Source organism: Devosia sp. Leaf420, assembly GCF_001425445.1.
In the GTDB taxonomy this organism is placed as follows: Bacteria; Pseudomonadota; Alphaproteobacteria; order Rhizobiales; family Devosiaceae; genus Devosia.
Genome location: NZ_LMQU01000010.1, coordinates 194,749 through 214,132, shown reverse-complemented (window position 1 = coordinate 214,132; position 19,384 = coordinate 194,749). Strand labels below are relative to the sequence as shown.

General features: G+C 61.5%; 17 protein-coding genes. 10 read left to right on the top strand and 7 right to left on the bottom strand.

The window, feature by feature from the left end:
• Positions 1-189: 189 nt before the first annotated feature.
• Together ASG47_RS08390 and dmeF are read left to right on the top strand one after the other, a co-directional pair.
• Entirely contained in the window at positions 190-462 is a 273-nt protein-coding gene (locus ASG47_RS08390) for a metal/formaldehyde-sensitive transcriptional repressor (protein ID WP_061908845.1), read from the top strand.
• Complete coding sequence (dmeF, locus tag ASG47_RS08385) at positions 459-1,421, top strand: CDF family Co(II)/Ni(II) efflux transporter DmeF (protein WP_061908289.1); 963 nt, start codon at positions 459-461, stop codon at positions 1,419-1,421. The genes ASG47_RS08390 and dmeF overlap by 4 nt, the downstream gene beginning before the upstream one ends.
• 79 nt (positions 1,422-1,500) lie before the next feature.
• Here the strand turns inward: dmeF and ASG47_RS08380 are convergent, their stop codons facing one another.
• Both ASG47_RS08380 and ASG47_RS08375 read right to left on the bottom strand, forming a co-directional pair.
• Positions 1,501-2,001, bottom strand: a complete 501-nt coding sequence (locus tag ASG47_RS08380; protein ID WP_061908288.1) for a chemotaxis protein CheW — start codon at positions 1,999-2,001, stop codon at positions 1,501-1,503.
• The gene (locus ASG47_RS08375; protein ID WP_062630660.1) at positions 2,001-4,022 is read right to left on the bottom strand and encodes a methyl-accepting chemotaxis protein; all 2,022 of its coding nucleotides are present in this window, start codon (positions 4,020-4,022) and stop codon (positions 2,001-2,003) included. The genes ASG47_RS08380 and ASG47_RS08375 overlap by 1 nt, the downstream gene beginning before the upstream one ends.
• Positions 4,023-4,256: 234 nt before the next feature.
• On the opposite strand from ASG47_RS08375, the gene ASG47_RS20935 reads away from it, so the two are divergent.
• The 7 genes from ASG47_RS20935 (at position 4,257) to mnhG (ending at position 10,975) form a co-directional block, all read left to right on the top strand.
• Positions 4,257-4,748 (top strand): hypothetical protein, encoded by a 492-nt coding sequence (locus tag ASG47_RS20935; RefSeq protein ID WP_200940883.1) that lies wholly within the window; start codon positions 4,257-4,259, stop codon positions 4,746-4,748.
• Between the two features lie 265 nt (positions 4,749-5,013).
• Complete coding sequence (locus ASG47_RS08365) at positions 5,014-7,917, top strand: monovalent cation/H+ antiporter subunit A (RefSeq protein ID WP_061908286.1); 2,904 nt, start codon at positions 5,014-5,016, stop codon at positions 7,915-7,917.
• Complete coding sequence (locus ASG47_RS08360) at positions 7,908-8,243, top strand: Na+/H+ antiporter subunit C (protein ID WP_061908285.1); 336 nt, start codon at positions 7,908-7,910, stop codon at positions 8,241-8,243. Before ASG47_RS08365 ends, ASG47_RS08360 begins: the two co-directional genes overlap by 10 nt.
• Positions 8,244-8,245: 2 nt before the next feature.
• Entirely contained in the window at positions 8,246-9,844 is a 1,599-nt protein-coding gene (locus ASG47_RS08355) for a monovalent cation/H+ antiporter subunit D (protein ID WP_244487066.1), read from the top strand.
• On the top strand, positions 9,841-10,326 hold the full coding sequence (locus tag ASG47_RS08350) for a Na+/H+ antiporter subunit E (RefSeq protein ID WP_061908284.1): 486 nt from the start codon (positions 9,841-9,843) through the stop codon (positions 10,324-10,326). The genes ASG47_RS08355 and ASG47_RS08350 overlap by 4 nt, the downstream gene beginning before the upstream one ends.
• On the top strand, positions 10,323-10,604 hold the full coding sequence (locus tag ASG47_RS08345) for a K+/H+ antiporter subunit F (RefSeq protein ID WP_061908283.1): 282 nt from the start codon (positions 10,323-10,325) through the stop codon (positions 10,602-10,604). Before ASG47_RS08350 ends, ASG47_RS08345 begins: the two co-directional genes overlap by 4 nt.
• Entirely contained in the window at positions 10,601-10,975 is a 375-nt protein-coding gene (gene mnhG, locus ASG47_RS08340) for a monovalent cation/H(+) antiporter subunit G (RefSeq protein WP_061908282.1), read from the top strand. Before ASG47_RS08345 ends, mnhG begins: the two co-directional genes overlap by 4 nt.
• A 3-nt stretch (positions 10,976-10,978) precedes the next feature.
• Here the strand turns inward: mnhG and ASG47_RS20930 are convergent, their stop codons facing one another.
• Together ASG47_RS20930 and ASG47_RS08330 are read right to left on the bottom strand one after the other, a co-directional pair.
• Positions 10,979-12,739, bottom strand: a complete 1,761-nt coding sequence (locus ASG47_RS20930) for a hypothetical protein (protein WP_200940881.1) — start codon at positions 12,737-12,739, stop codon at positions 10,979-10,981.
• Positions 12,740-12,898: 159 nt separating this feature from the next.
• Positions 12,899-14,314, bottom strand: a complete 1,416-nt coding sequence (locus ASG47_RS08330) for an exopolysaccharide biosynthesis polyprenyl glycosylphosphotransferase (RefSeq protein WP_061908280.1) — start codon at positions 14,312-14,314, stop codon at positions 12,899-12,901.
• Positions 14,315-14,553: 239 nt separating this feature from the next.
• On the opposite strand from ASG47_RS08330, the gene ASG47_RS08325 reads away from it, so the two are divergent.
• The gene (locus ASG47_RS08325) at positions 14,554-16,236 is read left to right on the top strand and encodes a hypothetical protein (RefSeq protein ID WP_413813455.1); all 1,683 of its coding nucleotides are present in this window, start codon (positions 14,554-14,556) and stop codon (positions 16,234-16,236) included.
• 220 nt (positions 16,237-16,456) lie between these two features.
• Here the strand turns inward: ASG47_RS08325 and ASG47_RS08320 are convergent, their stop codons facing one another.
• From ASG47_RS08320 to ASG47_RS08310, 3 genes are read right to left on the bottom strand one after another with little or no spacing between them, the layout of a single operon-like run.
• Positions 16,457-17,881: an aspartate aminotransferase family protein gene (locus ASG47_RS08320; protein ID WP_061908279.1), complete on the bottom strand. Its 1,425-nt coding sequence runs from the start codon at positions 17,879-17,881 to the stop codon at positions 16,457-16,459.
• 23 nt (positions 17,882-17,904) lie between these two features.
• Positions 17,905-18,915 (bottom strand): NAD-dependent epimerase/dehydratase family protein, encoded by a 1,011-nt coding sequence (locus ASG47_RS08315; RefSeq protein WP_061908278.1) that lies wholly within the window; start codon positions 18,913-18,915, stop codon positions 17,905-17,907.
• 44 nt (positions 18,916-18,959) lie between these two features.
• A complete protein-coding gene (locus ASG47_RS08310; RefSeq protein WP_061908277.1) occupies positions 18,960-19,382 on the bottom strand; it encodes a transporter in 423 nt (140 codons plus the stop codon).
• Positions 19,383-19,384 lie beyond the last annotated feature (2 nt).

Sequence of the window (19,384 nt, the reverse complement as noted above, 5' to 3'; positions counted from 1 at the left end):
AGGCGAAAGCCTCGGTCATCATCGCTCGTGAACACGTATGACTTACTGACGATCGGCCGCGTTGTCCAAACGCCTGACTCCAGCCGCCGTCAGAGGGGGGCTGTTCGCCGCAAACTCCCAATTCAACGCATGCGCGCCAAGGTCGAGATCTCTTGCGCCAAGACGAAATATAGCATACCCCCCTATGCTATGTCGCACACTATTGAAAACAAGACCAAGCTTCTTGCTCGGGTTCGGCGTCTTAAGGGGCAGATGGAAGCGATCGAGCGGGCGCTCGAGGCGGAGCTGGGTTGCGCTGATGTGCTGCAACTCGTCGCCTCGGTGCGGGGGGCGATGAACGGCCTGACGGCGGAGCTGATGGAAGATCATATCCGCCATCACGTGCTCGAGCCTGCCTCCGAGGCGGAACGCCAGCAGGGTGGCGACGAACTGATCCAGATTCTCGGGACTTATCTGAAATGAGCGAAGCCGCTACGCGCCTCGATAGCCCGCACGAGCACTTTTTCCTTGGCGACAACCATGAGCGCAATGAGCGCCGGACGTGGCTGGTGATTGCTATCACAGCCACCATGATGGTGGTCGAAATCACGGCTGGGTCGATCTATGGCTCGATGGCCTTGGTGGCGGATGGCTGGCACATGTCCACCCATGCCGCCGCGATGCTGATCGCAGCGCTCGCTTATCTCTTTGCCCGGAAGAACGCGCGCAATCCGCGGTTCACGTTTGGCACGGGCAAGCTCGGCGACCTTGCCGGCTTTGCCAGCGCTGTGGTGTTGGCGCTTGTCGCCCTCTTGATCGGCTGGGAAAGCGTGCTGCGGTTTTATAACCCGGTGGCGATCAATTTCCCGCAGGCCATCTCGGTCGCCGTTATTGGTCTCGGCGTGAACCTCGTCTGCGCCTGGTTGCTTCGCGATGACCATTCGCACCATCATCATGGGCACGGGCATCACCACGATCACCATCATGATCACGGGCATACCCATGACCATCACGCGCCCGCCGCAGACAACAACCTGCGTGCGGCGTATCTGCATGTCTTGGCCGATGCGCTGACATCGGTTCTCGCCATTGCGGCGCTGGTGCTCGGCAGTCTCTACGGCTGGAACTGGATGGACCCTGCAATGGGTGTGGTCGGCGGCCTGGTCATTGCCCGCTGGTCATGGGGCTTGATGCGCGACGCCGGCGGGGTGCTGCTCGACTATATCCCGAGCGGCGAAGACCTGCCTGACGAAATCCGCGCGATCCTCGCAGTGGATGGAGACACGATCACGGACCTCCATATCTGGCAGCTTGGGCCGGGCCATCATGGTGCCATCGTCTCGCTCGTTTCGACGAACCCACAGCCGATCAGTGTCTACAAGGCACGGCTGGCCGGTATTCACGACCTGTCGCATGTGACGATCGAGGTCGCGGCGGTCTGAACGAGCAGCGCCGTAAAATGCAAAAACCCCGCCCTTGGAGAGGACGGGGGTGCATGGGATCGGACTTTGAACCTGCTGGTCAGTGGTAGCTTTCCATTTCGGCGGGAAAGAGCGCCGGCAGGTTGAGGATGCTGATCAGGCGATCCTGGATCTTGACCATGAAGGAGACGAAGCCGTCTTCGGTGCTCCGATCCTTGCCGGGGAGGGGGCGGATGTCGTCGGGCTGGGCGAAGACGATGTCGGAGACAGCATCGACGAGCAGGCCCACATCCTGATTGGCGAGCGAAACGACGAGCACCACGCGATTGGTCGCTTCATTGCCGCCGCTATGGCCGCCAAGGATGCGCTGGAGATCGTAGACCTGCACGATCTTGCCACGAATATCGAGAACGCCGATGGCCGAAAAGGGCTGGGAGGGCAATTCGGTGACCGGAGACCAGCCGCGAATTTCGCGCACGCTCATGATGTCGATGCCGAAGCTGCGCTCGCCCGAGGTGAAGGTCACGAACTGGTTCGCAAGGCTTTTGACAGGTTGGAGTTCAGCGCCGGTTGGTTCGCCGACTTCGGTAAAGCTCGACATCAGAATTCACTCCAATCTTGCGAGACGGCTGCATTGCCTTGGCTCAGGAAAGTTTTGGCCGCGCGGCGCGCCGAGGGTTGTTGACGCGGTTCGGCCGAACGCGACGTCGTGGATTTCGGATCGCCGAGTTCGAAGACATCGACGATCATGTCGAGTTCGCCGGCCTGGCGCTCGGTCTGTTCGATCGCGGCATTGGTTTCTTCGACGAGAGCCGCATTGTGCTGGGTCATCTCGTCCATCTGGCGGATTGCGGTGCTGACTTCCGAAATGGAAGAGGACTGCTCGCGGCTGGCGTGGGAAATGTCCGAGATCAGCGTGGCGCTTTCCTTGACGCCGATCAGCATCTGGCTGAGCTTTTCCGTCGCTTCGGCAACGAGGCGCTCGCCGCCCGAGACTTCGCCGGCGGATTGTTCGATCAGCGTTTTGACCTCGGACGAGGCATTGGCAGCCGATTGGGCGAGGCGGCGCACTTCGACGGCGACCACCGCAAAGCCCTTGCCGGCATCGCCCGCGCGCGCGGCTTCGACCGAAGCGTTGAGCGCAAGCAGATTGGTCTGGAAGGCGATGTCGTCGATGAGACCAATGATGTTGGAAATGCGCGACGACGAGGAGCTGATGCGCTGCATGGCGTCGTTGGAGGCGCGCATGACGGTGCCGGCTTCCTCGGCCATGGTCGAGACGCTGCCGGCGCGATGGCTGGCAGCTTCGGCGCGCTTGGCGTTTTCGACGACGGTCGAGGCGAGCTGTTCCATGGCGGCGCTGGTTTCCTCGACGGCAGCGGCCTGCTTGCTGGTGCGTTCGGCAAGATCATTGGCGCCCGAGAGGATTTCGCCGGTTGCCTGGCGCAGGGCGCCGGAGGTGTTGCGGAGCTGGCCGACGATGTCGGTCAGTTTATCGGCGACGGCATTGGTGTCGTCCTTGAGGCGGCCGAATGCGCCCTGATAATTGCCGCGGACGCGGCTCGTCAGTTGGGCTTCGGCGATCTTGCCGAGAACGGAGCTGGTCTCAGCAAGGCCGCTATCGACGGTCTGGACGAGCTGGTTGACGCTGGCTGCGAGAGTGTTGAGTTCCTTGTCGGGGAATTCGGCCGTGACGCGATTGGAAAAATCGCCGGCAACGGCGGCATCGACCACGGTGCCGAAGGCATTTTGAAGCTCGGCCATCATCTTGGCGCGGTCTTGCTTGTCGGTCACGAGGCGACGGGCTTCTTCCTTGGTCATCTCGGCGATCTTGAGACCATTGTCGCGGAAGACCAGCGTTGCCTCGGCCATGGCGCCGATTTCGTCGCGACGCTTGGCGCCTTCGACTTCGGTTGCGAAATTGCCGCCGGCAATCTCGCGCATGGCTTTGGTCAGGCGCGAGACCGGGCTCGAAATATTGCTCCCGATGCCGATTGCGCCGGCGATGCCGAGGACGACGGCCGCGATCATGCCGGCGAGGACCGACCAGAATGTGGCGTCGACGGTGGCGTCATTATCGGCCTGACGCGTGTCCATCAGGCTCGATTCAGCGTCGATAAAGGTCTGCATGATGCCGCGGAACTTGTCGAAAAAGGCCTTGCCGCCGGCATTGGCGTCGAAGGTCACGACATCGTCCATGGTTGCGGTGGTGCCGACCGTGCGGCGCATGGCGATCTGGGTTTCCGCGACCTTGGTCTGCCAGTCGGTCATCACGGCTTCCGCTTCGGTCAGACGCTGAACCTGGGCGGGGTTGTCGGCGACCGTCTGCTGCAGTTTGTCGACGAGGTCGGCGAACTTGGCCTTGCCGGCGGTGTAGGGTTCGAGGAAAGCGTCTTCGCCTGAAATGGCAAAGCCGCGCATGCCGGTTTCCATGTCGACGGCGGAGGATACGATGGCATCGGCGTCGTGGATGACGTGCGTCGTGTGATCGACCCACCAGGCGGCCTGCTCCATGCGCGACAGGCCCCAAAGCGAGATGCCGCCAAGGGCCACACCGAGTAGAACGGGAACGCCTGCGACCATGAAGACTTTATTGCGGATTTTTATATCGGACAGACGCACGTCGCAGTTCCAAGGGGAAGGTAGAGTACTTCCTTTTACTGCGGCCCCATTAATTTAGGCTAAATGCGTTAACCATGCTGTAGCGGGGGCAAGGGCGGGTTATTGCGTCAGTTTTGACCTCTGTAACCTGGGCTAATGGGGGATAGTTAATCGCGCTTGCGCAAAAATTCCAAGCATGGCGGAACTGTGGCGGCATTGAGACGTTCGGCCCTCGTTAAGTATGGAGACCGAATGATGGGAACGCATCAACGCGTGGACGCGTCGAGAAAAAAGCGCGGCGGCTGGTGGCCGATGGCGCTGGGCGTCGTTCTCGTTCTCATCGGCCTGCCGGTTGCGGCAAGTGGCGCCTGGCTCTTCGTTTCGGGGCTCTCGTGGTATTATCTGCCTGCGGGCGTCGGGCTGATCATCACGGGCTCTCTGCTCTTCAAGCGCGATAGCCTTGCCTTCTGGTCTTATCTCGTCACTTATCTGATGACACTTGCATGGGCACTCTGGGATCTGGGTCTGAGCGGGTGGGCCGAGGCAGAGCAATTGATCGCGCCGACGGTCATCCTCGTTCTCGTCCTCTCGACGCTGCCCTTGCTGCATGGCCAGATCATGCGCGTGCGCACCGGTGTCGTTGCTGCCGTCGTCACCTTGTTTGGTCTCGTTGGGGTGATGACGGTTGGCGCGCAAAGCGTCACGAGCCTTGCCGCTCAGGATTTGGTCTTGATCGAGAACCGCTAAGGGTTATCCCCGAGGGTTTTTGGGATGGCGACAAATCGTCGTCCCCCCGAGCATCGGTTTCCGGGTGGAATCGAGCGCGTAAGCCCTGAATTCCATGGCTTATATTGGGATAGTATAGTCCTGGCCGTGGCAGTTCTGAGCCGTGAAACGACTGCGTCAGACAATGGCGCGCAAGTTCACCCCAATTTAAGCTTCTCACGCCGGATATGCATCCCTATACCTTGAGTAGAGATTCGAAGCCAAAGGACTGACACCCCTGCCTGCCATCCCCACTGACTTCGCCCTTCCCTTGCTTTGCATTCTGCCATTTCTGGCAAGTGTGCTCGTTCTTGCCCTTCCGGGCAGACGAAACAGGGGCGCCGTCTGGATCACCGCAGCGGTTGCCGCCATTCTCACGATCCTTACTCTTCTGCTCTTTCCGCAAGTGGCGGATGGGCAGGCGCTGGTCACGCGCACCGAGTGGATTCCACAGTTCGGGCTCGACATCACCCTGCGCATGGATGGCCTCGCCTGGCTCTTTACGGTGCTGATCACCGGCATCGGGCTGATGGTCGTGCTTTATGCGCGCTATTATATGTCGCCCAAGGATCCGATCGCGCGGTTTTACTCGCTGCTGCTGGCCTTTATGGGGGCGATGTTGGGGCTGGTTCTCTCCGGCAACATCATCCAGCTCGCGATCTTCTGGGAGCTGACGAGCCTCGTCTCGTTCCTCCTTATCGGCTACTGGTATCACCGCGGCGAAGCGCGTGATGGCGCGCGCATGGCCCTGATCATCACCGGCACGGGCGGGCTCGCGCTTTTCGTCGCCATGATGCTGATCGGGCATATCGTCGGCAGCTACGATCTCGACGATGTGCTGGCCTCGGGCTCGATGATCGTCGAGAGCCCGCTTTATCCGGTGCTGCTGGTGCTGTTCCTCCTTGGAGCCTTCACCAAGAGCGCGCAGTTTCCGTTCCAGTTCTGGCTGCCAAACGCCATGACGGCGCCGACGCCGGTTTCGGCCTATCTCCATTCGGCCACGATGGTGAAGGCGGGCGTCTTTATCCTCACGCGCTTCTGGCCAGTGATGCATGATCACCAGCTCTGGTTCTGGATCGTCACCTATACGGGGCTCGCGACGCTGCTCTTCGGGGCCTATACCGCGCTGTTCCAGCGCGACCTCAAGGGGCTCCTCGCCTATTCGACCATTTCCCATCTGGGGCTGATCACGACGCTCCTCGGCATGGGTACGCCGCTCGCGGCCGTCGCTGCCATCTTCCACATTGCCAATCACGCGACTTTCAAGGCTTCGCTGTTCATGGCCGTGGGCATTATCGACCACGAGACCGGCACGCGCGATGTGACCAAGCTCAGTGGCCTTCGAAAATATATGCCGTTCACTGCGACGCTGGCGATCATCGCAAGTGGCGCTATGGCCGGTGTGCCGCTGCTGAACGGTTTCCTCTCAAAGGAAATGTTCTTCACCGAGACGGCCGAGTTCGACCCCAATATCTTCGTCAATCTCTCGCTGCCGATCGGCGCCACGCTTGCCGGCATGCTCAGCGTCGCCTATTCGATCAAGTTCGTGCATGGCGTGTTCTTCGGACCGCCGCCGACAGAGCTCGACGTCGTGCCGCATGAACCTCCGGCACTAATGCGCCGTCCGATCGAAATTCTGGTCCTTCTCTGCCTTGCCGTCGGGATTATTCCTGGCATCACCATCGGACCGTTTCTGGCTGCGGCGGTGCATTCCGTTCTGGGCGGGGAAACGCCCTATTACAGCCTGTCGGTCTGGCACGGGTTCAACCTGCCGCTGATCATGAGCATCATTGCGCTTGTCGGTGGGGTCGTCATCTATGTGCCCTATTACCGGCGCCTCCGGAACATCGATGGCGTGCCGCTGACCCGTGGCCTGCGCGGACAGCGCGTGTTCGAGCGGTTGCTGGTGACGGCCACCAATCGCTGGGCGCGCCATGTGGTCGGCGCTTTTGGCACGCAGCGTTTGAAGCCGCAGATTTTCACCGTGGTCTTTCTGGCGCTCGCGGCAGGTGTCGGCGCAGGCTGGACCCGCCTTGGCAATCTGCCGCTGCCGAGCAATTTCGATCCGGTGCTCGGTCTCGTCTGGCTGGTCGGTGGCATCAGTGCGCTCGCTGCCGCGCAGCAGGCGAAATTCCACCGGCTGGCGTCCATGATCCTGATGGGTGGGGCGGGGCTCGCGACCTGTTTGACCTTTGCCTGGTTCTCGGCGCCGGACCTGGCGCTGACACAGCTTCTCGCTGAAATCGCAACGACTGTCCTGATCCTTCTCGGCCTTCGTTGGCTCCCCAAGCGCAGTCCCTTTGCCGAGGCGACGCCGATCGCCGCGCGATTCCGCCGCTATCGCGACGTTGGCCTTGCCGCCCTTGTCGGGCTTGGCACGGCGGTAGCGAGTTACGCCATCATGACCCGCGCTGCGCCCGAGGGCATTTCGGACTTCTTCCTCGCCAATGCCTATAAGGAAGGCGGCGGCACTAATGTCGTCAATGTCATGCTGGTCGATTTCCGCGGCTTTGACACCATGGGAGAAATCACCGTGCTGGGCGTCGTAGCGTTGACCGTCTTTGGTCTCCTCCGTCGTTTCCGCCCGGCCTCGGACAGTGCCGAGCGGCCAGAACAGCAGCGCATGCTCGATGATTATGCGCCTGGGGCAAGCCAGCACGTGGCCGACGATTTCCTGCGCATCCCCTCGCTGATCATGAACTGGATGTTCCCCGTCGTGATCGTCATCGCGCTTTTCATGTTCCTTCGCGGCCATGATCTGCCCGGTGGTGGCTTCATTGCCGGCATCATCATGTCGCTGGCCTTCATCCTCCAATATATGGCGGGGGGTACGCGGTGGGTCGAAGAACGGCTGCGCATCCTGCCGGTGCTCTGGATCGGCTGGGGCCTGTTGCTTGCGCTCCTGACCGGGCTTGGAGCCATGGTGCTCGGGCATCCGTTCCTCACCTCGGCCTTTGCCTATGCCGATCTGCCACTGATCGGGAAAGTGCCGATGGCGACGGCGCTGCTGTTTGATCTCGGCGTCTTTGCGCTCGTGGTCGGCGCGGCTGTGCTCATGCTCATCGCCCTTGCGCACCAGTCCATCCGCCGGCCGAAGGCCGCAGGCTCAAGCAAGCCCAAGCAGCGTGTGGGGCTCGACAAATGGAACTGACCCTCGCCATCGCCATCGGCGTTCTCTCGGCTTCCGGCGTCTACCTGATCCTGCGCCCGCGCACGTTCCAGGTGATCATCGGGCTCTCGCTCGTCTCCTATGCCGTCAATCTCTTCATCCTCGCCATGGGCCGGTTGCGGACGGATGCTGCGCCCATTCTGTCCGGAGCTGACGCCAATATTGCCGACTATACCGACCCGGTGCCGCAGGCGCTGGTGCTGACCGCCATCGTCATCGGCTTTGCCATGACGGCTTTGTTCCTCGTCGTGCTTCTCGCCTCGCGCGGGCTTTCCGGGTCCGACCATGTCGATGGACGGGGGGACTGAGCATGACCGGCATGAACCATATCGCCATCCTGCCCATCCTCATTCCCATGGCGGCGGCTATCGCCAATCTCTTCATGGGCGATCATCGCAGCAACAGGCGGATGATCGGGCTCAATCTTGGTTTCGGCTTCTTGCTGGTGATCGTGTCGGCGCTGCTGCTGGTGGTGCTGACGCAATCGGGGACGTCGGCGGCCGCGGTCTATCCGCTTGGCAATTGGCCTGTTCCTTTCGGCATCGTGCTCGTTGCCGATCGCCTCGCTGCCATGATGGTGCTGACGACATCCATCCTCTCGCTTGCCGCGCTCGCCTATGCATCGGCACGCTGGCATAGCCGCGGGCCCAATTTCTTCCCGCTCTTTCATGCGCTGGTGATGGGGCTTAACGGCGCATTCCTGACCGGCGACCTCTTTAATCTTTTCGTCTTTTTCGAGCTGCTGCTCGCCGCTTCCTATGGGCTTGCGCTCCATGGGGGCGGCCGCAATCGCGTGCGCGCGGCGATGCACTATATCGTCATCAATCTCGTCGCCTCGTTCCTTTTCCTCATCGGCGTGGCGCTGATCTATGGCACGACCGGCACGCTCAACATGGCCGATATTGCGCGCGCCGTACCGCTAATCCGTCCCGAGGATCGGGGCCTGTTCGAGGCGGGCGCGGGCGTTCTGGGCGTTGCGTTTCTCATCAAGGCCGGCGCCTGGCCGCTGCACTTTTGGCTGCCGAACACCTATTCGGCCGCCGCACCGCCGGTTGCCGCGCTCTTTGCGGTGATGACCAAGGTGGGCTTTTACGCCATCCTCAGGCTCTGGACGCTGGTCTTTGCCAATGGCTCGGGCGCCGAAGTCGCTTTTGGGCAGAACGTGCTCTTCGTCATCGGCATCGCGACCGTTGCCTATGGCAGTATCGGGGCGCTGTCGTGCAAGGCACTCGACCGGCTCGCGAGCTATCTGATCCTCGTTTCGGCGGGCACACTGCTGCTGGCAGTGGCCTATAATTCGCCGGGGGTGACGACCGGCGCGCTCTACTATCTCGTCGTTGCGACCTTTGCCGCGGGGGCGCTGTTTCTGCTCAAGGATGTCATCGACCAGGTCTTGCCGGCCGAAGCGCAGGTTTTGGCCGTGTCGCTCGAACTCTATGGTGATGAGGAAGAAGCGATCGACGAAGACCAGGAGGTCAGCCGCACCATTCCGGCGGCGGCAACCATTCTGTCCTGGTGCTTTGCGGTTGCGGCTCTGGTCATGGCGGGGCTGCCGCCGCTTTCGGGCTTTATCGCTAAATTCGCGATGATCTCGGCAGCGCTCAACGCGGAAAACGGACCGACGGCGGCGACCTGGTGGCTCACTGGCGCCTTCATCGTTTCCGGGCTTTTCGTGCTGATCTCGATGGTTCGAAACGGCATCAACATCTTCTGGACCTCCTTGCCCGAAGACAACACGATGCGCCTGGGAATACTCGAGATCGGGCCGATCGTGGCGCTTCTCGCGCTCTGCGTCCTGATGGCGGTGGCGGCCGGTCCCGCCATGGCCTATTTTGCCGATACGGCCGCCTTCATCCATGCCCCGCTCGGCTATATCGAGACTGTCTTGCCTGCGGAGGCTGCATCATGAAGCGCCTCCTGCCGCACCCCTTGCTGGCCGCGATCATCCTCGCGCTCTGGTTGATCCTGCAGCAATCGGCGGGCCTCGGGCATTTGCTCCTCGGTAGCGCCATTGCCATCGGCGTGTCGCTTGCCGCCAGCGCCGTGCTGCCCGAACGCGTTGAGATCGGCAAGGCGCACAAATTCATTCAGCTTCTCGCCGTCGCTGGGCTCGACATCATCCGCTCCAACCTTGCCGTCATGATGGTGCTGTTCCATCTGCGGCCTGCGCCCAAGGCGGGTTTCATCGAGATGCAGCTCGAACTCAAGAACGAGACGGGGCTCGCCATTCTCGCCGTATTGCTGACCGCGACGCCGGGCAGCGCCTGGCTCGAATATGACCGCGCGCGCAGCACGGTTCTGATCCATGTCTTCGATCTCGTCGATGCCGACGAATGGGTGAAGATGGTGAAGCAACGCTACGAGGTTCTACTCCTGGAGATTTTCCCATGAGCGTCACCATTTTAGGCTGGAGCCTTTTCGTTGCGCAGGTGCTGCTCGGCATCGGCATGTTGGCCACGGTTTATCGCATGGTCATCGGGCCGCGCGCGCAGGACCGGATCCTGGCGCTCGATGCGCTTTATGTCGTAGCGCTCTTGCTGCTCATCACCCTTGGGATCCGCAACAATTCGCAGATCTATTTCGAACTCGCCATGCTGATCGGCCTTTTGGGCTTTGTCGGCACGGTGGCGCTGGCCAAATTCCTGATGCGCGGCGAGGTGATCGAATGATCGACGATCTGCCGCTCTGGCTCTCGATCTTGGTGTCCACCATGGTGGTGCTTGGCGCGCTTCTGACCATGGCCGGTTGCTTTGGGTTGGTGCGGCTCAAGAGCTTTTACCTCCGCATCCATAGCCCGACCATGGGGACGAGCATGGGCGGCGGGCTGATCCTTTTGGCCTCGGCGATCTATTTCACCATCACGCGCGAGCGGCTGGTGCTGCACGAGCTGGTGATTTTTTTCTTCGTGACGCTGACGACGCCGGTCACACTGATGCTTCTTGCCCGCGCGACTTTGTTCCGCGATCGCGTCGAGGGCAATGATGGCGTGCCGCGCCGGCCGGCAAAGCAAGAGCCGGACAATCCTGGCCCCGTAGTCTGATTTTTATGCGGCCCGGCGGCGCTTAGGCATAACGGCCTCTGCATCAAGGCTCGTATCGGCCATTGCGGCCAATGCGCTGGCGACCTTGGTGTCGTCGGCGTCGAGGGTGATGATCACCACATCGTAGAGCTCGGCCAAGGCCTGGATCAGGATGCGGACCGGGCGGGCACGGGCGTCGAGGTCGTGCTGACGGCCCCAGGGCACGAGCGCGGCTTCATCGGCCCCGCTGCCATGGACGATATCGGCAAACGAGGCGAGACCGAACGAGAGATCGGAAATGCCGGGGACGCGACCGCGGCGGCGGCTCGAGGCGTCGACGACGCAGACGCGTTTGCCTTCCTCGTCAAGCTTGGCCAGCAACCGGCGAGCGGCAATGCTTGCCTCGCCAGCGCGACCGGTGAGCGCGATGACCTCGGCGCCATCGATGGGCTGCTCCTGGCGCTGCGGGGCAGGTTTGGCGGCGGTGCGGATGGGTTCGGGCTGGGATGGTTTTTCGGCTTCCGCCTCGCCGAGCCAATTGGCGGAGACGGGGATTGCTGCGACCGGAGCGGCAGTCAGCCAATTGTGCAGAGGGGCCGCGGGTGGGGTTTCTTCAACCGGTTCAGCTTCTTCGGCTTCCTCGACGAAATCCTCGGTTGGGGCGTCTTCAGCGAGAGGCTCAATGAATTCAAGGTCTTCGAACTGCTCTTCGACCAGCGGACGTGGGCGGAAGAGGGCGAAAAGACCGATCTGGCCAAAGAAGGCGAGGCCGCCGGCGAGACCGAGAGCAAGATCGGTGCGGACCGGGCGCGGCAGGGCGGTGACCTGCGGTTCGGTTGGGCCGGTGATGGAGCCGGTTGTGACGCTGGTATCGATCGCCGGGACATTGGCGGCGGCGGCGAGTTGATCGCGGAGGCCGTCCTCGAGGCGCCGGGCGGCGTCGCGATCGGCGGTGACGAGGGCGGCAAGCTGTTGGACGCCCTTGGAAATCTCGGAATTGAGGCTATCGATTTCCTCGGCCAAGGTCCGCATGGTCGGATGATTGGGGAGGTAGGTGATTGCGAGCTTGTCGCGCTCGGTTTCGAGCTGCGCGAGATCGTCGAGCTGGCGGCCGAGACCGGGGAGATTTTCTGCGTCCATGGCGAGCATGGTGTAATTGCCTTCGGCAATCAGGCCCTCGATGCGGCGGGCGCGGCTTTCAAGTTTGACCCGGTCTTCCCAGGCTAGGCTGAGGCGCTGCTGCAGGGTTTCGACGGTGTTTTCCGCGCCGGGAGCGGGCTTAACTGCCTCTGCAGCCTCGGCAATTTTGGGCTCGGGCGCAAGGGCCGGCGGCAGTTCGGCTTTGGCCATATAGCTGGCCGCCGTCGCTTCGACGATAGCGCGGGCGCGGGCCGGGGTGCCGGCGAGGGCGGCGAGTTTGAGGGCAGCGGTCTTGGCGTCGGGGGTGAGGATAAGTCGCTGGCGAAGGAGGGCGGTCGTATCGGTGATGCCGCCGCCATTGCGGCGCATTTCGGCGATGATATCCGGGGATAGACGCGAGACGACTTCGGCAAGGTGCTGCTGGTCGAGCAATTGGCTCGCGGCCTCGTCCATGCTCGATCCGGCAGGCAGGCCGACGGCGAGCCGGGCCTCAAAGGTCTGCGGAATGAACTGGATAGCGGCAAAAGTGCCGAAGACGACGACTGCCGTGACCGCCGCCATGCGCGGGAGGCGCGGGGCGAGGCTGGCGATGAACCGCCGGTCGTCAGCATGCTCGGGCAGGGGGGATAGATCTGTGTGGGTCATCGCGGATTCCATTCGATCCGAGCATGACCCAACGTGGTTAATATTCCCCAAACCGGGATTGCAGAATGGGATTGAAAAAAGCGCTTATCAATCGGGCGTTAAGCAGTGGTTTTGTTAGCATTCTGTTAACGGCGAGCGCTGCTTAAGCCCAATTGGGTATTAGTGCGCGTTCTGGCGGGTGCGCGATGAGAAAACGGTCAAGAACACGATCCAGATATCGAGGAGCAGCGACCAGTTTTCGGCGTAGTAGAGATCGTGAAGGGTGCGGGCTTCGATCTTGTCTTGGGTGGAAGTATCGCCGCGGAAACCGTTGACCTGGGCCCAGCCGGTGATGCCGGGCTTGATGCGCTGTCGCTGGGCATAGAGTTCGAATTTGCCCGAGAGTTCGTCGTCATGGGAGATGGCGTGGGGGCGGGGACCGACAAGGCTCATATTGCCTTTGAGAACATTGATGAGCTGTGGGAGTTCATCGATGCTGGTGCGGCGGATGAAGGCGCCAACTTTGGTGACGCGGGGATCGTCCTTTTGGGCCTGCCGCATGGCGTGGCCGCTTTCCATGACGCGCATGGAGCGGAATTTATAGATGCGGAAATTGCGGCCGTTGAAGCCACGACGTTCCTGCAGGAACAGCGCGGGGCCGGGGCTGGTAAGGCGCACGGCGGCGGCGACCACGAGAAGGATCGGCGAGAGCAGGATGAGGCCGGCGCCGGAGGCGACGATATCGAAAGCGCGCTTGAGGAAGCGGCCGGTCTCGTTCATTGGCGCGCTGAGGAGACGGAGCGAATTGCCTGAGCCCAATGGCACGATGTCGATGAGGCTGATCTTGTGGCTCGCAAGACTTGCCTTGGGGTAGAGCAAAAAGTTGAGCGCGAAGGGGCGGCAGGGGGCGAGGAGATTGCCGATGCCATCGAGATCGTCGAGATCCCCGATGAGGAGGACGTGCTGGCAATTCTTGTCGACGCAGTCGCGGGCAAAGTCGGCAATGGTTTTGGCCGGTGGCAAAGCGCCGCCAAGACCTTCGGGAAGCACGAAGCTCGTGACGACCTGACCACCCTGCTGCCAGACGCGGGGATCGGCGCGAAGATGCTCGACCGAAGGTGCATCGCCTATGATGCCGAAGCGTTCGACCTGCAATTGGCCCAGCGACATCATATGGGCAAGGCGGCGATAGAGCACGATACGCAGGGTAAGGATCAGCGCAGCAGCGAGGGCGAACCAGGCCCAGAACAGGAGGCCGGGGCTGAAAGCCCAATCGGCCAAGGCGCCGCCGACGAGACCCGCAATGGCTGATGCTGCGATCCAGCTAAAAAGCGCGTGGAAGGCATAGGGTTGGCGCAGATCGGCGTAGGCGAGGAATTTGCGCGCGGCCCGGACGGCAAGGAGGCCATAGACGAGGGCGGCGGCCGCAGCCATGCCGAGCGCGACGGGCAGGGCATGATCGAAAATCAGAACGAGACTGAGGAGGAAGACGACGAAGCCCTCGCCAAGGCCGAGGCCGGCAGCCATGACGTCGCGGCTCGGCATGCGAAAACGCCGGCGGCGGCGTGCCTCCCGGCCTTCCAAAAGGATGCTCATCTCGTTCTCACTCGCGGCGCGATAGTATGACCCAGCTCTGGCAGGCAACATTGCGCTTTGGGTGCGTACTTGAATCTTCGCACACCCAACGCGCAATAGTTTGGGTTTGAGTTAGCCGAGACACTATTACTGAAACTGTAACTTCTTGGGGCAAATTAAGCTTTGATAAGGCGGCTGCCGGTAATTTCCCGGTGGCAAGTCGGCGAAGCTGAAACTTGCAGGGCCAAAGGGGGACGGCGATGGCATCTGAGACTTGGGGCACGGAGGTGCGCCAACCAAGGCTGCATGGCATCTTGAGCCAGCCCCTCCTCTGGCTCGGCCTTGTGCTCCTGGTGCTGGCCGGATTGCTGGTCGTGCCGCTCGTGATCCCGATCGGGCCGATGTATTGGGACACTTTTCTCTATCTAGACGCTGCACATCGCATCGCCAGCGGCCAAGTGCCGAGCGTCGACTTTTCGATGCCGGTCGGGCCGCTTGGATACTATCTCTTTGCCTGGGGGCTTGATCTCTTTCCCTATGCGCAGCCGCTGTTGTTGGCCCAATGGGCCTTGCTGGCCGTGACCGCACCCCTGATGGGATTCGTGCTTTGGGATGTTTCGCGCCGAGACCGGACGCTCTCGACCCTGCTGCTTGTGCCCTTCCTCGTCTTAGCCATCGCGCCGAGCAATGCGCAGGTCTATCACCTCCTGCCGAGCTTTGACGGTTTTGGGATTTATAACCGTCACATCGTCGTGCTGCTCTATGTGCTTTTAAGTGGGCTTCTGTTCTTGCGCGGGGGGCGCAAGCTCGCCTGGTTCTGCGCCGCGACCATGCTGGCGCTGTTTCTGACCAAGATCACCGGCTTTCTCGTCGGCGGGCTGTTTGGCGTCCTCGCCATTTTGGCCGGGCGCCTCAAATGGACCGACGTCATGATCGCCGCCGTGGTCTTTGCCGTGCCGCTCGTCGTGCTCGAAGTCATGACCGGGATGATCTCGGGCTATCTCCATACGATTTCCGAGCTGGCGGGCAATAATTCCGAAACGCTGTTGCCGCGGTTCCGAACTGTCGTGACCAATAAGGTCGACGTGCTGCTGCCGGCTGCACTCCTCGGCGCCGTGCTGTTGATGCTCGATCTTCGCAATGGTTGGGGCCGGCTGCTCGACAGCAATTTTGCCTGGTTCGCCGTTGCCATGGTCGGCGGGATCATTTTCGAGACGCAGAATTCGGGCAGCCAGGAATTCGTCTTCATCTGGCCGGTGCTGGCGCTGATCCTCGTTCGCACGAGAAATTTGAAGGGATCGGCCAAGGCCGCCGTGCTGGTTCTCGGCGCTTTCACCATCGTGCCGACCATGGCGGTGATCGTGTCAAAGAGCGTCCGGGCCGCCGCGGCCGGCCCCACCTATGCCAAGGCCGATGCGCCGCTCCTCCGCAATGTTGGGCAGGTTTCGGCGCGCTGGGACGTGATGGAGCGGGCCGCGATGATCGACGCGCATTTTTCGAGCTTCCGTCCCGCCTATGAGGATCTCGCCGCGCAGAACCAATTGCCGAGCTACCAATATTTCACCGATATCGACAACCAGATGCAGTGGGTGCTTTCGGCCGAGAGCGTGGTGGAATCGCTGATCGCGTTCGAAGCGAAGAACAATGTCCGGCTCGACAGCCTGATAACGATGGATTTTACCGATCCGTTCCCCTGGCTCCTTGATCGCAAGCCCACGCCGCACCTGCAGATCGGGGCGGATCCGACGCGCACGCTTGGCGGGCTGTCGCCGGAGACCAAGGCGGCAATCGAAGCGACGGATGGGGTGTTGCGCGCGAAATGTCCGGTGACCTGGGCGCGAGACGATATCGAGGCCGCTTATGCTGATGCGCTGACCGGGCGGACCGTGGTGGCGCTCAATCCGTGTTGGGATGTTTTGGTGCGGGCTGGGATTTTGGGGTAGAGGCCCAAACGCGCGATGCGACACCCTCCCCTTTACGGGGAGGGCTGGGGATGGTGCTTAAGAGCGCGGAAATTCGGGTTCACGCACCCCCTCCCAACCTCCCCCGTCGAGGGGGAGGTGCAGGTCTGAGTTTGAGGCTTGAGCGGGGATTGATCTTGAGATCTCAGGAGAGGCCCCGGCTTTCGCCGGGGTGACATTCGGTGCTGGTGCGGCCGCTGGATCAGCCGACCTGGGCTCTGACGAAATCGGTGACGATTTTGACGACGCCGCGGGAGAGGACTTCTTCGAGGGCGGTGATGAACTCGTCGACGTTTTCGCGGGTGCAGATCAGCGGGGGTTCGAGGCGGATGACGTTGCGGTTGTATTCGGTGAAGGCCACCAAGACGCCGTGATCGCGGAGGAGGTGGCTGCCGATGAAGCCGGGGAGCGAGCCCTTAAGCTTATCATCCAGCGCGGCGACGACCGGGCGGAGGACGAGGGGCAGGGTCTGCGAAAAATCGTGGAATTCGAGGCCCACCATGAGTCCGCGACCGCGGACATCCTTGAGGAGGGTCGGGTACTTGGCCTGGAGGCCACGCAGCTTTTCGAGGAGGTAATCGCCGACCTCGGCTGAATTGTCGATCAGGCCTTCATCGTAGAGCAGGTTGATGGCTTCGATGGACGTGATCGAGGCTTCGCCGATACCGCCAAAGGTCGCCATGGCGTGGATCATGGCAGTTTTATTGGTGCCATAAGCCTTCATATAGACGTCGCGCTTGGCGATCATGGCGCCGACGGCCGCCTTGCCGCCACCAAGGGATTTGGCGAGGGCAGTGACGTCGGGGACGACGCCATAATGCTCGAAGGCGTAGAATTTGCCGGTACGGCCGAAACCGCACTGGACTTCGTCGGCGACCCAGAGGACGCCATATTTGTCGCAAAGGGCGCGGAGCTTGGTCCAGAATTCCTGTTGGGCCGTGATGATGCCGCCGCCGCCCTGAACGGTTTCGAGGACGATTGTGCCGATGGCGGGATCGGATTTGAAGGCGGCTTCGATGGCGTCGATATCGCCGAAGGGAACGCGGACGGTGTTGTCTGTCAGCTTGAACTGGCCGCGATAAAGGGCGCCATCGGTGATCGAGAGCACGCCCTTGGTTTTGCCGTGGAAGGAATTTTCCGCGTAGACGATTTTCGGACGCGACGGGCCAGCGGCGCGTTCGGCGACCTTGATGGCCGCTTCCATGGCTTCGGAGCCTGAGGAGCAAAGGAAGACCATGTCGAGATCGCCGGGGGAGCAGGCCGCGATATTGCTCGCGAGCGCGGTGGCATATTGCGAGAGGAAAGCGATGGCGATTTCCTGGCGCTTTTCTTCGGCAAATTTTTTGCGCGCTTGAAGAATGCGCGGGTGGTTATGGCCGAAGGCGAGGGAGCCGAAGCCGCCGAAGAAATCGAGAATCTTACGGCCGGTCTGGTCGTAATAATACATGCCCTCGGCACGCTCGATCTTGATCTTGTGAAAGCCCAGCAGCTTCATGAAATGAAGCTGGCCGGGGTTCATGTGCTGGCTGAAAAGATCGTTGATGGTCTTGATGTCGAGCGCCTTGGCGTCTTCGACGCTGAGGAGCTTGGGCTTGACCGTCTTGGTTTCGGGGAGGGGCAGGTTCATGACACTGGACACCGGGGTTTTCCTCACGCGGCCTTGGATTGGGTGACGGCGGCGGGCTCATTGCCGGCCAGTTTCTTGCGGTATTCGGTATAGGCGGCGATGAGCATGTCTTCGTCGCGGTATTGCGGGACCCAGTTGAGCTCGCGCTCGCCCTTCGAGACATCGAGAATGCACATCTCGTCGGCGATCAGATATTGCTCGGGGTCCATGATCGGCATGTTCAAGAGATCGAGGAAATCGAGGGTGCGTTTGACGGCCCAGCCGGGGGTGGGGACCAGCAGCGAGCGCGAGCCGGCATGCTTGATCAGTTTGGTGAGCAGTTGGCGCGTGGTCGGCGGGTTGAGCGAGCCGAGATTATAGACTTCGTTCGGAACGCCGGCCGTATAGGCGGCGTGGGCGGCTGAGGCGCAATCGAAGACCGAAATGAACTGGTAGGGGTTTTTGCCCGAGCCGATCATCGGGACCGGCAGGTTCATGTCGATCAGCTTGAAAAGCTTGGCGAGAATGCCGAGGCGGCCGGGGCCGATGATGAGGCGGGGGCGGAACATCGTGATGTTCATGCCCTTTTCGCGCCAATCGGCGGCGAGAAGCTCGGTCTTGTATTTCGAGAGGCCATATTCGCCCAAGGGGGCGCAGGGATGGTCCTCTTTTTGCGGCCAGGTATAGGTGTGGCCATAGACCATGTCCGTCGTGAAATGGACGAGGCGATTGGCGCCGGCCTTGTCCATGGCGCGGATGATGTTCTCGGTGCCGTAGTAATTCACCGGGAAGAAGAAATCGTGGCGCTTGGCGCGGACCTGGATCGGCGAGAGCATTTTTGCCGAGAGATTGTAGACCATGTCATCGGGCTTGATGCCGAGCGCGCGAATGGACACTTCGCTCGTGACATCGGTCTCGACGAAGGCCACATCGCGATAATGCGGCAGATCGGATTTGACGATGTCGGCCACGATAACCTCGTGTCCGTCATTGAGAAGTCTTGGGGCCAGGTGCCGGCCGACAAAGCCATCGCCGCCGAAAATGATGTGTCGCATTCTTTGTCCCGCTCTGAATGTCTGAATGAGGTTTTGTCGATGGATCAGGTGCTGGCCCGATTGAGGCTTGCGACCGTTTCCGTTGGTTCGGTGTGCTTGGTGCCGCCTTGGGCGATCAGCACCGTGCCGACGCAGATGAGCGCGATGCCGGCAATTTTGAGGGCGCCGAGATCTTCCTTGAAGACGAGCCAGGCGAATATGGCGACGGCCACATAGGCAAGGCTGAGGAAGGGATAGGCGAAGGAAATATCGACCTTGGAGAGCACATAAAGGTGCGAGGCCATGGAGATGACGAAGGTCGTGAGCCCCGCAAAAACCCAGGGATTGAAGACGATCTGGAAGATGCGGAGGATTGCGGTATCGGCGGTGAAGCTGATCGAGCCCATGGAGGTCATGCCCGCTTTCAGCATGAGCTGGGCGGCCGCATTGGTGAAGACGGTGAAGAGGATGAAGGGGAGGTAAGCCATTA

Coding starts and splice junctions, on each gene's coding strand:
- ASG47_RS08390 (WP_061908845.1), top strand. CDS start 190: ATGTCGCACACTATTGAAAACAAGACCAAGCTTCTTGCTCGGGTTCGG.
- dmeF (WP_061908289.1), top strand. CDS start 459: ATGAGCGAAGCCGCTACGCGCCTCGATAGCCCGCACGAGCACTTTTTC.
- ASG47_RS08380 (WP_061908288.1), bottom strand. CDS start 2,001: ATGTCGAGCTTTACCGAAGTCGGCGAACCAACCGGCGCTGAACTCCAA.
- ASG47_RS20935 (WP_200940883.1), top strand. CDS start 4,257: ATGGGAACGCATCAACGCGTGGACGCGTCGAGAAAAAAGCGCGGCGGC.
- ASG47_RS08360 (WP_061908285.1), top strand. CDS start 7,908: ATGGAACTGACCCTCGCCATCGCCATCGGCGTTCTCTCGGCTTCCGGC.
- ASG47_RS08355 (WP_244487066.1), top strand. CDS start 8,246: ATGACCGGCATGAACCATATCGCCATCCTGCCCATCCTCATTCCCATG.
- ASG47_RS08350 (WP_061908284.1), top strand. CDS start 9,841: ATGAAGCGCCTCCTGCCGCACCCCTTGCTGGCCGCGATCATCCTCGCG.
- ASG47_RS08345 (WP_061908283.1), top strand. CDS start 10,323: ATGAGCGTCACCATTTTAGGCTGGAGCCTTTTCGTTGCGCAGGTGCTG.
- mnhG (WP_061908282.1), top strand. CDS start 10,601: ATGATCGACGATCTGCCGCTCTGGCTCTCGATCTTGGTGTCCACCATG.
- ASG47_RS20930 (WP_200940881.1), bottom strand. CDS start 12,739: ATGACCCACACAGATCTATCCCCCCTGCCCGAGCATGCTGACGACCGG.
- ASG47_RS08330 (WP_061908280.1), bottom strand. CDS start 14,314: ATGAGCATCCTTTTGGAAGGCCGGGAGGCACGCCGCCGCCGGCGTTTT.
- ASG47_RS08325 (WP_413813455.1), top strand. CDS start 14,554: ATGGCATCTGAGACTTGGGGCACGGAGGTGCGCCAACCAAGGCTGCAT.
- ASG47_RS08320 (WP_061908279.1), bottom strand. CDS start 17,881: ATGAACCTGCCCCTCCCCGAAACCAAGACGGTCAAGCCCAAGCTCCTC.
- ASG47_RS08315 (WP_061908278.1), bottom strand. CDS start 18,915: ATGCGACACATCATTTTCGGCGGCGATGGCTTTGTCGGCCGGCACCTG.
- ASG47_RS08310 (WP_061908277.1), bottom strand. CDS start 19,382: ATGGCTTACCTCCCCTTCATCCTCTTCACCGTCTTCACCAATGCGGCC.